Source organism: Mycolicibacterium nivoides (assembly GCF_003855255.1).
Taxonomy (GTDB): Bacteria; Actinomycetota; Actinomycetes; order Mycobacteriales; family Mycobacteriaceae; genus Mycobacterium; species Mycobacterium nivoides.
Window position 1 is genome coordinate 1,320,479 of record NZ_CP034072.1, and the last position, 12,668, is coordinate 1,333,146.

The window sequence follows — 12,668 nt, forward strand, 5'->3', positions numbered from 1 at the left end:
TATGAGTTCCGGTTCCCGGACCACAAGTGCGATGGACGGGTTTCTTCAACGAACCTTCACAAAACTCATACCGATTCACTGAACTCCGCGCCCAGGGTGGAGGGCATGCCAGACATTTCCAACCAGCCACGGCTCAGTCGCCGGGGATTCCTTGTGGCATCTGCTGCGCTGAGCGCCACAGCTGTCGCGGGGTGTCAGAGCGACGCCGGCGCCCCGCCGACCGGTGTGGGCGACCGTGACGCGATCGCCGCGGCTGAAGCCCGTCGCCCGCACAGCGGCAGGACAGTTTCGACCACCTTGACCGCCCAGCGCACGCGGGTTGACCTCGGCGGCAGGATCGCCGACACGATCGCCTATAACGACGTCGTGCCCGGGCCACTCCTGCGGGCATCGGTCGGTGATGAACTGGAGGTCACGATACGTAACAGGCTCGGCCATGCGACCTCGGTGCACTGGCACGGCCTTGCGCTGCGGAACGACATGGACGGTGCATCGCCGGCGACCCGTGACATCGCCGACGGGCGCGACTTCACCTATCGGTTCTCAGTGCCCCACCCGGGAACGTACTGGGCCCATCCGCACACCGGGCTGGATGCGGACACCGGCCTGTACTTCCCGGTGATCGTCGACGACCCGAACGACCCCGGCCGCTACGACGCCGAATGGGTGGTGATGCTCGACGATTGGACCGATGGCGTCGGTCCGAGCCCTGTTCAGATCTATGACCGGCTGCGCGTGCCGTCGGGCGACGGGCGCGGCATGCCCGGGATGGGTGGCATGCCGGGCATGCACGGCGACGGCGGGATGGGCTCGATGGGGGGCCGAGACCGTTCACCGCTCGGAGGCGACGGTGGTGACGTCGACTACCCGTTGTACGTGGTCAACGGCCGCGATGCCCAGAACCCCAGCAGCTTGCGGGTACGTCCTGGTCAGCGGGTTCGGATCCGGCTGATCAACGCCGGCTCCGACACCGCGTTCCGGGTCGCGCTGGCCGGGCACCGGATGACCGTCACCCATACCGACGGGTTCCCCGTGGTTCCCACCGACGTGGACGCGGTGCTGATCGGAATGGGTGAGCGCTATGACGTGATGATCACCGCGCGTGACGGGGTATTCCCGCTGGTGGCGGCGGCCGAGGGGAAGGACGCGTCGACGCGCGCGATGTTGGTGACCGCCGGCGGCTCACCTCCGGCGCCCGACTACGCGCCACCGGAATTGCGGGGCCGACTCGGCACCGTCAACTCGTTCACCGCACCGCCGGAGGCCACCTTCGACTCCACGCCTGCTGACGCCGAGCTGCCGGTCGAATTGGGCGGCTCGATGGCCACCTATGACTGGACGATCAATGGCCGATCGTTCACGAAGGCTCAGCCGCTGACCGTGCGCGAAGGACAGCGCGTAGCAATGACTTTCCAGAACTCGTCGATGATGTGGCATCCGATGCATCTGCATGGGCACACTTTTCAGGTTCTGGGTGACGATGGCCGCCCGGGTGCCCGCAAGGACACGCTCATCGTGCTGCCCATGCAGCGGCGGCGGGTGATTTTCGCCGCTGACAATCCAGGGACATGGATGTTGCACTGCCACAACACATATCACCAGGAGGGCGGGATGATGACGAGCGTCGCCTACGCCGGCTGACGTGCGGCATATCGAGGGAGTACTACGTACTAGCTTAAGTAGTAGATACGGAGCCCGCGTCGAGGCGCATCACGAGCCCGATCGCGAGGTACGCTCACAACACCGATCGTGGAGGGGTGCAGTGCGCGTACGAGGATTCGGCGAACTCGAAGCCGACATCATGGATCGCATCTGGAATCGCGGAGACGCGGCCGTCACGGTCCGCGAGGTGTTCGACGAAATCGCCGAGGAGCGCCGGATCGCCTACACCACAGTCATGTCGACGATGGACAACCTGCATACGAAGGGCTGGCTGGAACGCGACCGCGACGGGCGCGCCTATCGATACTGGCCGACGTTGAACCGCGAACAGCACACCGCCCAGTTGATGCGCGAGGCGCTCGACGGTGGCGGTCGTTCTGATCTGGTGCTCAGCTACTTCATCGAGCAGATGGACCCACAGGATTCCGACCGGTTACGTGCCGCGCTCCGTACATTGGCCCGGCGCTCCGGAAGGACGAGGAAGCGGTGAATGTCGCCGCGGGGCTGCTGATCTACAGCGTGGTGATGGTGGCGCTGGCGCCGACATTGCTCGGCGTTCTCACTCGCGGTGGCTCGGCTCCCAGATTTGGTGTGACGGCGTGGTTGACGGCCGTGGTCAGCGTCTTGGCGACCTGGATCGCTATTCCGATACTGGTCATCCTCGATGTGGCCTTCCACGGCGGGCGGCGGCAGTCCTTGTTGGCGTCGTGTGTGCAGTTCCTGTGTGACATCGCGTCTGGGCGTGCAGGCCTGGCAGCGCAGTCGACGATGATCGCCGGCGCAGCCGTGCTGGCCGTGGCGGTGGTCGCTGCCGGGATGAAGGCGGCACGGACCATCAGCCGGCTGCAGTCCCGCGCTCACCGGCACGCTCAGGCGGTGAGGATGGTGGGACGTCCGACAGCCCAACGCGACGTCTTCATCGTCGACACCGACGAGCGCACCGCATACTGCGTCGCGGGTGCGCCACCCGCGATCGTGGTCACCACCGGTGCGATCGCCGCGCTCGGTGGCGACGAACTGCAGGCGGTCCTCGCCCACGAACGGGCGCACTTGGATGGACATCACCTCAAGATCGTGACGGCCCTGCGCGGGTTGGCAATGGTTTTCCCACGGGTGAGGCTGATGACGCGGGCGGCCACCGATGTCGGTCGGCTGCTGGAAATGTGTGCCGACGACGCCGCTGTGCGCCGCCATGGACAGCGCTCGCTCCTCGCCGGGCTGATGGCCCTGGCCGGGACCACGCCGGCCCAGGCACTCGGAGCCGCCGACGTGGCATTGCTGATCCGTGCTGAGCGCCTTGCCCTTCCACCTGCGCCATGGATGCGGGTGGGTGCGGGGGCCGGTTTGTTCGGCGCTACGACCGTGATCGCGCTGGCTCCGGTGGCGACCTTCGCGCTAGGGGTCTCGGGCCTGCTCTGCCGTTGAGGTCAGTGCTCCCGTTCGAATACAACGAGTGTGTCCGCCAGGTTGCCGTCGACGAAGTATGCCCGGCAGACGAACGGGTCGTGAATCGTGCTGCCGGATTCGGTCTGGGCGTCGACCGTTCCAGACACGTTCCATACGGTGATACGTGAGTGCTCGACGCCCTTCAGAGGCTCGTCGGTGGTCAACGGGAACAAGTCCCGACTGTCGGGCTCGAGGTCACCGAGCTTCGACTCCACGTCGGTGAGCTTCGCGGTCGCGGGCGTCACCAGCTTGCCGCGCACGTCAGTCTCGCAACGATCCTGAGCCTCGCGCTCCGCCGTGTCCACGAGACCAAAGCCATGTGTTCTCACGGCGATCACAGCGACGACGCCCAAAATGAGTGCACACGCCAATAGCCACAACGGGACACGTCGACCGGTCATACTCACCTGGCGATTATCGCGTCAGTATTCAATCACGCGGGTGACATTGGGCGTCATCCCCGATTTGCGGACCGGCGAGATCTTGACCGGGACACCCGACTGCTGGGCCTCGATCATTTGACCGTTGCCCAGGTAGAGCGCCTCGTGTTGTCCACCGCCGGGTCCCCAGAACAGGAGGTCGCCCCGCTTGGCCTGTGACGGCGGGAGTTGGCGTCCCGCGGTGTATTGATCGCCCGAATAGCGGGGGAGCAGCACACCGACACCGGCGAACGCGTAACGGGTTAGTCCAGAACAGTCGAAGCCGACGGTGCCGGCGCCAGAATCCACCCCTCGACTGGGTCCGGTCAAGCTGCCACCTCCCCAGGAATAAGGGACGCCGATCTGAGTGCCGGCCCGCCGGATGACGTACTCGACCGCCTGTCTGCCGTAAACACGGTTGCCGCGGAGTACGGGAGCTGCGCCGCTGTTGTCAGCCGGCACAAGTCCCAGGCTGCCGAGGAACTTTCGCCCCATGTCAAAGGTTGTCTGTGCCGCAAAAGCGCTTGCCTGCAACGACGCATTGGCAATAGCCACCGGATCGCCGGGCGCACCTGCGCTCAGCAGGTTGGGCAGAGTGGGGTCCCACTGGCCGGCGTTGGGTTCTGCATGGGCGCGCGGCGCGCCCATCAATGCCAGTGACGCTGCAGCCAAAACCCCTGTGCGCAAGAGTGTTCGACGTTCCCAGCAGGTCTGATCCGAGCGCGGATTGGAAGGCATGGTCCCGCAGTTCCTTTCCGCCCTGGGGCAGCCGCAGCTGGGGCTGGTAACGGACCATTCAATAACTACGTAGTAACTACGTACGTACGTACTCTACATCACAATAATCACGTGAGTCCCACTTGCAACATAATTGCACTTCTGTAATTCCTTGTAGAGGTTGCGTTTTGGTATCGGGTCTGGCGACGGGTGTGTCGCCGAACGGCGTCGTCGACTACGCGGTCCGTCGCAGTTTTGCCCAAACAGAAGAGCAGGCGACAACCATCAAGGGGCAGTAAAACTCGAGCCGCCTGCGTTCCTGATGCACCGGGCCTAGTTGGACCGGCCCGATGGCCGGGTGCCGCAGAACAGGTAGCTGATTACTCGTGCCAGCTGTGCTGCGGCTCCATACGCTTGTGGATGTCGGGCAGCAGAAGGGATGCGGGCATGATCGTTCTGACGGATACCGTTCAAACGTGGGGCCATTCGGCCACCGTCCACTACTCCCATGCCGCGCGCTCCGTCATCGCTCAATCGAACCTTGCGTTGCACATGGAGTTCAACGTAGATCTACCGCCCACGCCGATATTTCGGAGCTTCGGGTTCTTCCGTACAGCCGTAGTCGGTGGATCGACCATCACCGTGAACGGACCTTCCCTTGTCGCAGTCGGTGTGACGGAGTTGAATTTCGAACTCCTGACCGACAACGGCGCCTCGGTGTCGATCGTCAATCAATTCGATACAACAGGCACTTTCACCGAGCCGCCGCAGGAAGCCATCAGTGTCCGGCGCGTCTCGTTTCACCGTCCCGTGAACGGAACGACTGCTTTCGCGCACACCGCCAAGGTCTACGCCGGCGGCCGGGACATCAGCGAGCAAGAAGCCGTCGAAACGGCAATCGCCAATCTGAAGTCGCGCGGTCTGGACCCAGCAGATCTGATCATGAAGGTGGTATCCGGGGCCGATCATGTATCCCGCTTGCAGCGCCTCGATCTCGAGACCAAAGAACTCGTTGACGAGGTGACCGACCCGCGAATCGGCTAGCGGAGTTCCGTGACCACCCGCAGGTGCCTCAACCTCCGAAGCCGTCGATGAATCCGGTGAGCCCTGACGGTGAGTGCGGTCCGACGGCGATCTGCTCGACGACGCCGATGCCGGTGCGCTCACCCATCGTGGCCTTGACGACGTTCTGTAGGTGAATCGAGGCGAAGTCGGTCGGGTCGAAATCGTCGAGACGTATGGACTCCCGGCCGATCTCGAATTGTCCGTGGTTGGAACCGTGGCCCCAGTGCGGATGCCAGTAGCCGATCCCACGCATCCGGAAGGTGAAGAGTTTCTCCACCTCGATGTGCGTCTTGCCTTCGACCGGATCGGTGAACCACAGGTGCGCCCGCCGGATTTCGCGTCGACCGGGTTCCCACTCGAGTTCGTAGCCGATGTCATAGCACTCGCGCACTCCGACCCGACTGCACGGGGAGACGCCCGCCGGCAGCGGATCGAGGACCTGCGCGGTCTGCAACCACCGCCGTCCATCCTCATGCTCGTGGAAGGCGTAGTGGGTGAACCGATCACCGAAATGCAAAGGTGCCCAGAGCCAGAACACCCGAAACGGCATCGGCTGGCGGAGGACAGGAACCTGCTCGCCGACGGGCCGGACACCCCATGACCGATCACGAGTTCCGGGCACAGAGCCGGACTCGACAGCGGTGTCCTCGCCATCGACGCTGATCGTTCCCTCCCAGGTACCCCATTGCGTGAGGCGGGTGTGGTCGGTCAGCACGATGCCTTCGGTGGTCCGGCGCGTTTGCCGGGGTTCCTCGATCGCCACGGTGGTCGCCCGGAAGGTCAGGTCGCAGGAGACGTTGTGTTCATTCGAGTCGACGATGTACCGGATGGTGCGAAGCGGTTCGATCACCTCGATGCGGAACGGCCCGATAGTCGCCGACCGGTCCAGTGGCATTGCCCCGGAGGCGAACACCGAGTGCTCCACACCGTCTTTGACGAGGCTGAAGGCGGCATCGATGACCCCGCGGACCGGGTAGTGGCCCATCGCGGCGCCGAAGTAGAAGTCTCCGTCGCGCTGGTGACCGTTGAACCAGTAGCGGTCATAGTGATTGGGGTCGGCGCTGACCGGTGTCGCGACCGGTTCGGCCGACGCGTGGATGGGGTAGTCGTCAAACGGTGTGAGCATCGGTCCTGTTTCTGTTCACTTGCCCAGCAGGGAAAACGCGTCGAGGTCGGCGATCGCGGTGGCCGACCGTTCGGCCATCACCGTGAACATCCGGTCGCCGCGCTCGGAGGGCTGGCCCACCAGTGCGCCGAGCACTGTGACGAACGGTCCCTGGAACTGCGCGTAACGATAATCCTCCCAACAGCTTTCGAGGCTGTACCCGGTGATGCCGAGTTCGGTCAACCGGCGGTGGTAGGCCTCGATGATCGAACGCTCACCGGCGCGGCGGTCCGGGACCGACAAACCTGGCGCGACCAGCAGCGTGACGTCACGCAGGGGCAGGCCGGTTGACATGACCTGCCAGTCCACCGCCACCACCGGGTCGGCGCCACCGGCCTTGGCGAAGAGCAGATTGTCCAGGCGATAGTCGCCATGCAGCAGTGCGAACGGCTCCCGTCGTCCGGTCGCCCAGGTCATGAACTCGTCGGAGAACCGCTGCAGCACAGCGGCGGTCTCCGGCGACAAGGTGTACCGCTGGAGAACTGTTCGGTGGCCTTGGCCAGCAGCCCCGCGGCGAACTCGGGCATCGCCGTGAGGTCGGGAATCAACCAGTCGAGCTCACGCACCGCCGGATCATTCCAGGTCGATGCATGCAGCCCGGCAACGTTCACCGCTGCGGCCAGGGCTTCATCCACTGTGCAACCGGCGATCTGATCGCCTTGCTCGGCCGGCGCCAGATCCTCCAGCAACAGGGTGAATGCGTTGGACTCCGCATCCGCCGCGACGTAGTAGCAGTGGGGGAGCCGCGCACCGATCCGGTGCGCGTAGTCGCGATAGAAGCTGGTCTCGCATCGATAGCTGAGTGTGCCGGCGGCCCGGCTGTTGGCGTCGGTGGCAGGCAGCTTGATGATCAGCCGGTCAGGGCCGGTGCCGTCGGCGTAGTCGACGAACAGTCGTGAGCAGGAACCCATCTGGCCGGTGCCGACCCGTTCCGCGGTCACCTGCCGCACAGTCGCGGCGACGCCGGACGAGTTCAGCGCAGCGGTCAGCCACTGGGGGTCGACCTCATCGGCGGTATCGACCACCCCGGGCGCAGGCACCCTGCTCCGGCCGGGATCCGTCGCCGTCATCCTTGGCCAGGTTCGTTGATCTTCACCAGCATCTTGCCGATGTTGGCGCCGGTGAACAGTCCGTTGAGCGCATCGATGCTGGATTCCAGCCCTTCGTACACGGTTTCACGGTGCGCCAACAGCCCCTGCTGTTCCCAACTCTGCAGCGCGGCGAACGCCTCGTCGAAACGCGCCCACTCTTCGAGTGCGATGAAGCCCTGCATCGTCGAGGCGGTGGCGAGCAGGTTCACGTAATTGGACGGTCCGGGGTGATCACCGTGGAGATAGCTGGAAATGATGCCGCACATCACCACACGCGCCTTGTGCGCAAGATTGGCCAGCACCGCATTGAGCACGTCGCCGCCGACGTTGTCGAAGTAGACGTTGATCCCGTTGGGGCACACTTTCTTCAGCGCAGCGGTCAAGTCGCCGGCCTTGTAGTCGACGCAGGCATCGAAGCCGAAATCCTCGACCACGACCCGGCATTTGTCCGGGCCTCCGGCGATACCCACTACCCGAGCGCCGGCGATCTTGGCGATCTGGCCGGCCACCGATCCGGTGGCACCCGCGGCCGCCGATACGACGACGGTCTCGCCGGCTTGCGGATTGCCGACACCCTTCATGCCGAAGTAGGCCGTCGCGCCGGTCGGCCCGTAGATCGACATCACGGCCAGCGGGTCGGTGTACCCGACCACCGGCGTGCTGAACAGGTCGTCGCGGATGATCGCGTAATCCTGCAGTCCGGTCAGGGTGGTCACGAGATCACCGACTTTGTAGGCATCGCAGCGTGATTCGACGACCTCGCCGATACCGGCCACCCGCACCACGTCACCCAACTCGAGGGGCGGAAGATAGCCGGGCTCGCCGTCCAGCCACGTGCGAGCGGCGGCGTCGATGCCGACATAGGTGGTCCGCAGCAGTGCTTCCCCCTCCGCGGGCACCGCCGCGGGCACGGTCACCATCTCGGTGTCGTCGGGGGAGACCAGTCCATTGGGGCGGCGGCGCAGCAGGACCTGACGGTTCTGCCGGTGCGCGGAGTCAGTCAATTCATCTCTCCCGTGGTCATCATAATTTTCATATTGATTCTTAGAACTCGCATGGATTAACGTCAACCCCCAGATCGAGAGTGTCCCGCCTGGTAGGAGGATTCCGTGACCGCCAACGACGTAGCGCCGCGTCGTGGTCGGCCGCCCCGCATCGACACGAGCGCCATAGTCGCTGCGGTGCTGGAGATCGGCACCGAGAACGTCACCATGCGCCGGGTCGCCGAACACCTCGGCGTCAGTCTTCCGGGGCTGTATCACCACGTGAAGAACCAGGACGATCTGTTGCGTCTGGCCGCCGAGAGCGCACTGGTCAACTCCCCGCCGCCGCGGTACGCCGGCGAGCACTGGGCCACCTGGATGCGCAGCTACGCGTCCTACATCCGTACGGTGCTGGCGTCCGAGCCGGCACTGGTGGAGAAGTTCGTGACGGGCGGGGTGCGGGACGAGATGGAGATGGAGTGCAATGGCGACGCGGTCGAGGCGCTGGCCGAGCACGGTCTCGCCCCCGATGATGCGATGGCGGTCTGGGCGGCGGTGAGCGCGATGGCGATCGGCAGCGTCACCGAGGCGCACCGCGAACACCTCCAAGCCGAAAGCGGACAGCCGTGGTTGGCCCGGATCTTCAAACTCACCGCCAAACGTCCCGCGTCCGACTATCCGACGCTGCGTGCGATCGCGCAGTCCGGTTATGACCCGTTCGGTGAGGACAGCTTTCAGCAGCGAATGACGATGTTGCTCAACGGCATTGCGATGCAGTACGGACTACCGCCGGAGCCCGCGGACTAGCTCCCCGGCATTCGGCGAACCAGCCCGTCGTCGAGCATCTGCTGGAAATGATCGGTTACGGTCTGTTCGGCGGGCCGATAGGCCAGTCCCAGTTCGTCGCGGCTACGACTGTTGTCGAATGCCAACGGGTACCCGATGTTGCGATCGACGAACTTTCGCGTCAGCCCGGCGGCCGGAGCGATGGCTTTCACGAGCACCTTGGGTGCGGTCATCCTCGGGAACGGGTAGAACGGTCCGAACCGGCGGCGCAGCACCTTGCCGATCTCCAGGAGGCTCAGCGAGTCGGCGTTGACGATGTAGCGGTCGTGGGCCTCGGGGGTGAACCCGGCGCGCAGGTGGGCCTCGGCGACGTCACGCACATCCACCACGCCCATGGTCAACGCGGGAGCACCGGCGAGCAGTGTGCCATCGGTGAATTGTTTCATCGTGCTCAGGCTGGCCGAGTCGCTGGCGTTGGTCAGGGAAGGACCGAGCACCAGGCCCGGGTGGATGGTGACCATGTCCCAGCGGTCCTGCGCCTTTTGATACCGCCAGGCCTCCTGCTCCGCCACGGTTTTGGAATAGGGGTACGGCTGGTGGTCGACACTGCTGGTGGTGTTCCAGTGTTCGTCGGTGAATACACCGCCGGGGACGTCCCGGGTCTCACGGGCATCTCCGTAGATCGCGACCACGCTGCTGGTCAGTACCACACGTTTGACGCTGTCTGTGCGGTTGACCGAGTCCAGGACGTTGCGGGTGCCCTCCAGTGCCGGGCGGATCAGTGCCTCTTGCGCATCCTTGTAGCCGGAGAGCAGGAACGGCGACGCGGTGTGCATGACGAGCTGACATCCGGCCATGGCCGCGTCGAAACTGCCGGACTCGAGCAGGTCCGCCTTGAACAGCTTCAGCCGGCCGGGATGGTCAGCCGAGAGCTTGTGTAGGTGCTCGAGGCCGGACGTCTTCTGCGGATTGCGCACTGTGCCGTGGACGGTGTGGCCGGCTTCGAGATACCGGACGATCCAGCTGCCGATATACCCGCTGGCGCCTGTCACGAGCACCGGTGCGTCCGGGTCGATCGGGGTCCGGGGTGTGCTCATGGCGGGTCCTTCCGTTCGGGTCATCCGGCTGGATGTGGTCGCCGGCGTTGTCAGCGCGGCGGCGTGCCGCTGACCAAGTTTGCCCTTCAGTGATCGCATGGCAACAGTCGCAGGTCGATTTTGCTGGATCGAGCAACGGTGCGGTCAGAGTGGGGGGACAGTTGCCTCTATGAGTAGCCAGAAAGTACCGAAACCGAGCGACCTCAAATCGGCCGCTCAGGCGGCGGTCGGGACGGCCCAGTCCGCCGTGGAAGCCGCACAGGCAGTGGCGAGCGGCGCGATGCGTATCCCGCCGGCATCGGCTCAACTCGCCGCGCAGTTGCCCGATTTGCTGGAGAATCTCGCTGTCGCGACTGAACGGCTCAACACCACGATCGACCGGACCGAACGGTATATGGCCATGGCCGACCCGATGTTCCGTACGGTGGACCGCCTCCTGCCGCAACTCGAATCGTTGATCAACACCGGCAACGATGTCTTCCGGATGTTGACCAACATTCCGGGCATCTCCACCTTGAATCGGATCACCGGCCGCGGTCAGGGCGACCGAGACTGACCGCGGTTCTGATTGAACATCAAAGGCCTACCCGATGCCGAGAACGGCAGCGGTGAAGCGCCAGAGTGTCTGCGTGGCTTGATCGGAATTCGGCGTCGGGGTGACCCGGAGTTGTTGCGCAATGCCGTGGCGCAGGCCTCCGATGACGTATGCCCCTGCGCTGTCGGGATCCAGGTCGGCCGGAAGTTCACCTGACTGCTGCCCGTGGCGGATGTTGGCGGCGGCGTTGTCGATCAGGTTGTGAATGTAGGCGGCTTCGAGTTCGGTGAGTTGCGGGTCGCCGGCGGTGCGGTTGAGCAGGATCGGCGCCAGTGGATCGGCGAGGTGATAGGCGACGAAGCGGTGGGTGCGGTCACGTTCGCGAGTCGCCCAGTCGCCGGTGGGGAGGTGGGCGTCGGCGATGGCGTGCCGCAGTCCGTCGTAGAACCCGTCGTAGATCGCCGCCAGCAGACCGCTCTTCGATCCGAAATGGTGGTACAGGGCGCCGGTGCTGAGCCCGGCGCGGCGCATCAGCCCGCTGAGTTCGATGACACCGTTTTCCTGGACGAGTTCGTCACGGGCAGCGTCGAGTAGTTGTTGACGTCCGATCGGGGCCCGTGCCATAGTGCAGACCATAACAGAAGTCAGTTATGTTTCGGTGAGGGCGACCATGGGCACTGAAGTGACATCGTTGACGGAGTTGGCCGGTGACCTGGCCGGCACGTACCGGTGGACCCCCAGCAGTGGTGAGCAGGTCGACCCGGCGGTGGCCGACGCGGATCTGGCCGCGGTGCTGCGCGACGGCTACGTGATCCTGCCTGACCTGCTCACCGCAGCCGAACTCGATGCGATCCGGTCGACTGTTGGGCCACTGCTGGATCAGCGGGGCCGCAACGGATTCGAAGGTCGCGCCACCCAGCGTGTGTACAGCGTGTTGAACAAGACCCGCACCTGTGACCGGATCGCCGACCATCCGCGCGTGCTGGCGCTGCTGGATCGGCTGTTGATGCCGAACTACCTGATGTCGATGCTGCAGGTCATCAGGATTCTGCCGGGGGAGCAGGCGCAGATGCTGCATACCGACGATGGCTTCTACCCGCTGCCCAGGCCGCGAAAAGCATTGGGCGCGGCCACGATCTGGGCTATCGACGAGTTCACCGCCGATAACGGCGCCACCGACATCGTCGCGGGCAGCCATGAGTGGGGTGATCGACTTCCTGAGCCTGCCGAACGCGCACCGGTGGTGATGAGTGCCGGGTCATGTGTGTTCTTTCTCGGGACGTTGTGGCACGGCGGCGGCGCCAACCGATCCGCGAACGCACGTCTGGCGCTGACGGCGCAGTATTGCGAACCGTGGCTCCGCCCGCAGGAGGCGTTCACCTTGTCGATGACCCGTGACACGGTGCGCGCGGTATCCGAGGACATCCGCCGCATGCTCGGCTACAGCATCCACCCGCCGTTCATCGGACAGGTCGACGGCATGCACCCCAAGCGACTGCTCGAACCGGGAGCCCAGTCCGTCTGACTGGCCTAGTTTGCGCCTCGGGCACGCTTGCCCGAAGCGGCAGAATGTCGATGCGATCAGAGCTGTATGAATCGCCTTGAGACAGAGTCGAAAACGTCACGATCGGCGCGAAATATGTTCGATCGTCTATTGATTGACGCGCTGTCATCGCAGGCGCATGCGCTCTAGGCTGTCGCT

The 12,668-nt window shown here is 64.7% G+C and carries 15 protein-coding genes; 7 read left to right on the forward strand and 8 right to left on the reverse strand.

Annotated features, from left to right (window positions below; all coding sequences use genetic code 11):
• Nucleotides 1–105 precede the first annotated feature (105 nt).
• The 3 genes from EH231_RS06210 (at nt 106) to EH231_RS06220 (ending at nt 3,087) form a co-directional block, all read left to right on the forward strand.
• A complete protein-coding gene (locus tag EH231_RS06210; protein ID WP_124712084.1) occupies nt 106–1,641 on the forward strand; it encodes a multicopper oxidase family protein in 1,536 nt (511 codons plus the stop codon).
• 121 nt (nt 1,642–1,762) lie between these two features.
• Nucleotides 1,763–2,152, forward strand: coding sequence for a BlaI/MecI/CopY family transcriptional regulator (locus EH231_RS06215; RefSeq protein ID WP_090434395.1), 390 nt, complete (start codon nt 1,763–1,765; stop codon nt 2,150–2,152).
• Nucleotides 2,149–3,087, forward strand: coding sequence for a M56 family metallopeptidase (locus tag EH231_RS06220; protein ID WP_124712085.1), 939 nt, complete (start codon nt 2,149–2,151; stop codon nt 3,085–3,087). Before EH231_RS06215 ends, EH231_RS06220 begins: the two co-directional genes overlap by 4 nt.
• A 2-nt stretch (nt 3,088–3,089) precedes the next feature.
• Here EH231_RS06220 and EH231_RS06225 read toward each other — a convergent pair whose 3' ends face one another.
• Both EH231_RS06225 and ripB read right to left on the reverse strand, forming a co-directional pair.
• Nucleotides 3,090–3,413 carry a hypothetical protein gene (locus EH231_RS06225; protein WP_234927154.1) on the reverse strand — a complete coding sequence of 108 codons (324 nt, stop codon included), beginning with the start codon at nt 3,411–3,413 and terminating at the stop codon, nt 3,090–3,092.
• 117 nt (nt 3,414–3,530) lie between these two features.
• Nucleotides 3,531–4,265 carry an NlpC/P60 family peptidoglycan endopeptidase RipB gene (ripB, locus tag EH231_RS06230; RefSeq protein ID WP_124712086.1) on the reverse strand — a complete coding sequence of 245 codons (735 nt, stop codon included), beginning with the start codon at nt 4,263–4,265 and terminating at the stop codon, nt 3,531–3,533.
• Between the two features lie 426 nt (nt 4,266–4,691).
• On the opposite strand from ripB, the gene EH231_RS06235 reads away from it, so the two are divergent.
• Entirely contained in the window at nt 4,692–5,288 is a 597-nt protein-coding gene (locus EH231_RS06235) for a hypothetical protein (protein ID WP_124712087.1), read from the forward strand.
• A gap of 28 nt (nt 5,289–5,316) precedes the next feature.
• On the opposite strand, the gene EH231_RS06240 is transcribed toward EH231_RS06235, so the two are convergent.
• The 4 genes from EH231_RS06240 to EH231_RS06255 are packed head-to-tail and all read right to left on the reverse strand — an operon-like array spanning nt 5,317 to nt 8,569.
• The gene (locus tag EH231_RS06240) at nt 5,317–6,435 is read right to left on the reverse strand and encodes an Rv3169 family protein (protein WP_124712088.1); all 1,119 of its coding nucleotides are present in this window, start codon (nt 6,433–6,435) and stop codon (nt 5,317–5,319) included.
• Between the two features lie 15 nt (nt 6,436–6,450).
• Complete coding sequence (locus EH231_RS06245) at nt 6,451–6,939, reverse strand: oxidoreductase family protein (protein ID WP_124712089.1); 489 nt, start codon at nt 6,937–6,939, stop codon at nt 6,451–6,453.
• Entirely contained in the window at nt 6,888–7,544 is a 657-nt protein-coding gene (locus EH231_RS06250; RefSeq protein ID WP_124712090.1) for a hypothetical protein, read from the reverse strand. The genes EH231_RS06245 and EH231_RS06250 overlap by 52 nt, the downstream gene beginning before the upstream one ends.
• On the reverse strand, nt 7,541–8,569 hold the full coding sequence (locus EH231_RS06255; protein ID WP_124712091.1) for an NADP-dependent oxidoreductase: 1,029 nt from the start codon (nt 8,567–8,569) through the stop codon (nt 7,541–7,543). The genes EH231_RS06250 and EH231_RS06255 overlap by 4 nt, the downstream gene beginning before the upstream one ends.
• A 105-nt stretch (nt 8,570–8,674) precedes the next feature.
• Between EH231_RS06255 and EH231_RS06260 the strand changes: the two genes are divergently transcribed.
• On the forward strand, nt 8,675–9,355 hold the full coding sequence (locus EH231_RS06260) for a TetR family transcriptional regulator (protein ID WP_124712092.1): 681 nt from the start codon (nt 8,675–8,677) through the stop codon (nt 9,353–9,355).
• Here EH231_RS06260 and EH231_RS06265 read toward each other — a convergent pair.
• Nucleotides 9,352–10,431 (reverse strand): SDR family oxidoreductase, encoded by a 1,080-nt coding sequence (locus EH231_RS06265; RefSeq protein WP_206429634.1) that lies wholly within the window; start codon nt 10,429–10,431, stop codon nt 9,352–9,354. The genes EH231_RS06260 and EH231_RS06265 overlap by 4 nt on opposite strands.
• A 169-nt stretch (nt 10,432–10,600) precedes the next feature.
• Here EH231_RS06265 and EH231_RS06270 point away from each other — a divergent pair, with 169 nt between their 5' ends.
• Nucleotides 10,601–10,987, forward strand: coding sequence for a hypothetical protein (locus tag EH231_RS06270; RefSeq protein ID WP_124712093.1), 387 nt, complete (start codon nt 10,601–10,603; stop codon nt 10,985–10,987).
• A 27-nt stretch (nt 10,988–11,014) separates the two neighbouring features.
• Here EH231_RS06270 and EH231_RS06275 read toward each other — a convergent pair whose 3' ends face one another.
• Nucleotides 11,015–11,590, reverse strand: a complete 576-nt coding sequence (locus EH231_RS06275) for a TetR/AcrR family transcriptional regulator (protein ID WP_090434425.1) — start codon at nt 11,588–11,590, stop codon at nt 11,015–11,017.
• Nucleotides 11,591–11,636: 46 nt separating this feature from the next.
• On the opposite strand from EH231_RS06275, the gene EH231_RS06280 reads away from it, so the two are divergent.
• Nucleotides 11,637–12,491 carry a phytanoyl-CoA dioxygenase family protein gene (locus EH231_RS06280; protein WP_090434428.1) on the forward strand — a complete coding sequence of 285 codons (855 nt, stop codon included), beginning with the start codon at nt 11,637–11,639 and terminating at the stop codon, nt 12,489–12,491.
• Nucleotides 12,492–12,668: the final 177 nt, after the last annotated feature.

Coding starts and splice junctions, on each gene's coding strand:
- EH231_RS06265 (WP_206429634.1), bottom strand. CDS start 10,431: ATGAGCACACCCCGGACCCCGATCGACCCGGACGCACCGGTGCTCGTG.
- EH231_RS06270 (WP_124712093.1), top strand. CDS start 10,601: ATGAGTAGCCAGAAAGTACCGAAACCGAGCGACCTCAAATCGGCCGCT.
- EH231_RS06275 (WP_090434425.1), bottom strand. CDS start 11,590: ATGGCACGGGCCCCGATCGGACGTCAACAACTACTCGACGCTGCCCGT.
- ripB (WP_124712086.1), bottom strand. CDS start 4,265: ATGCCTTCCAATCCGCGCTCGGATCAGACCTGCTGGGAACGTCGAACA.
- EH231_RS06240 (WP_124712088.1), bottom strand. CDS start 6,435: ATGCTCACACCGTTTGACGACTACCCCATCCACGCGTCGGCCGAACCG.
- EH231_RS06250 (WP_124712090.1), bottom strand. CDS start 7,544: ATGACGGCGACGGATCCCGGCCGGAGCAGGGTGCCTGCGCCCGGGGTG.
- EH231_RS06280 (WP_090434428.1), top strand. CDS start 11,637: ATGGGCACTGAAGTGACATCGTTGACGGAGTTGGCCGGTGACCTGGCC.
- EH231_RS06210 (WP_124712084.1), top strand. CDS start 106: ATGCCAGACATTTCCAACCAGCCACGGCTCAGTCGCCGGGGATTCCTT.
- EH231_RS06235 (WP_124712087.1), top strand. CDS start 4,692: ATGATCGTTCTGACGGATACCGTTCAAACGTGGGGCCATTCGGCCACC.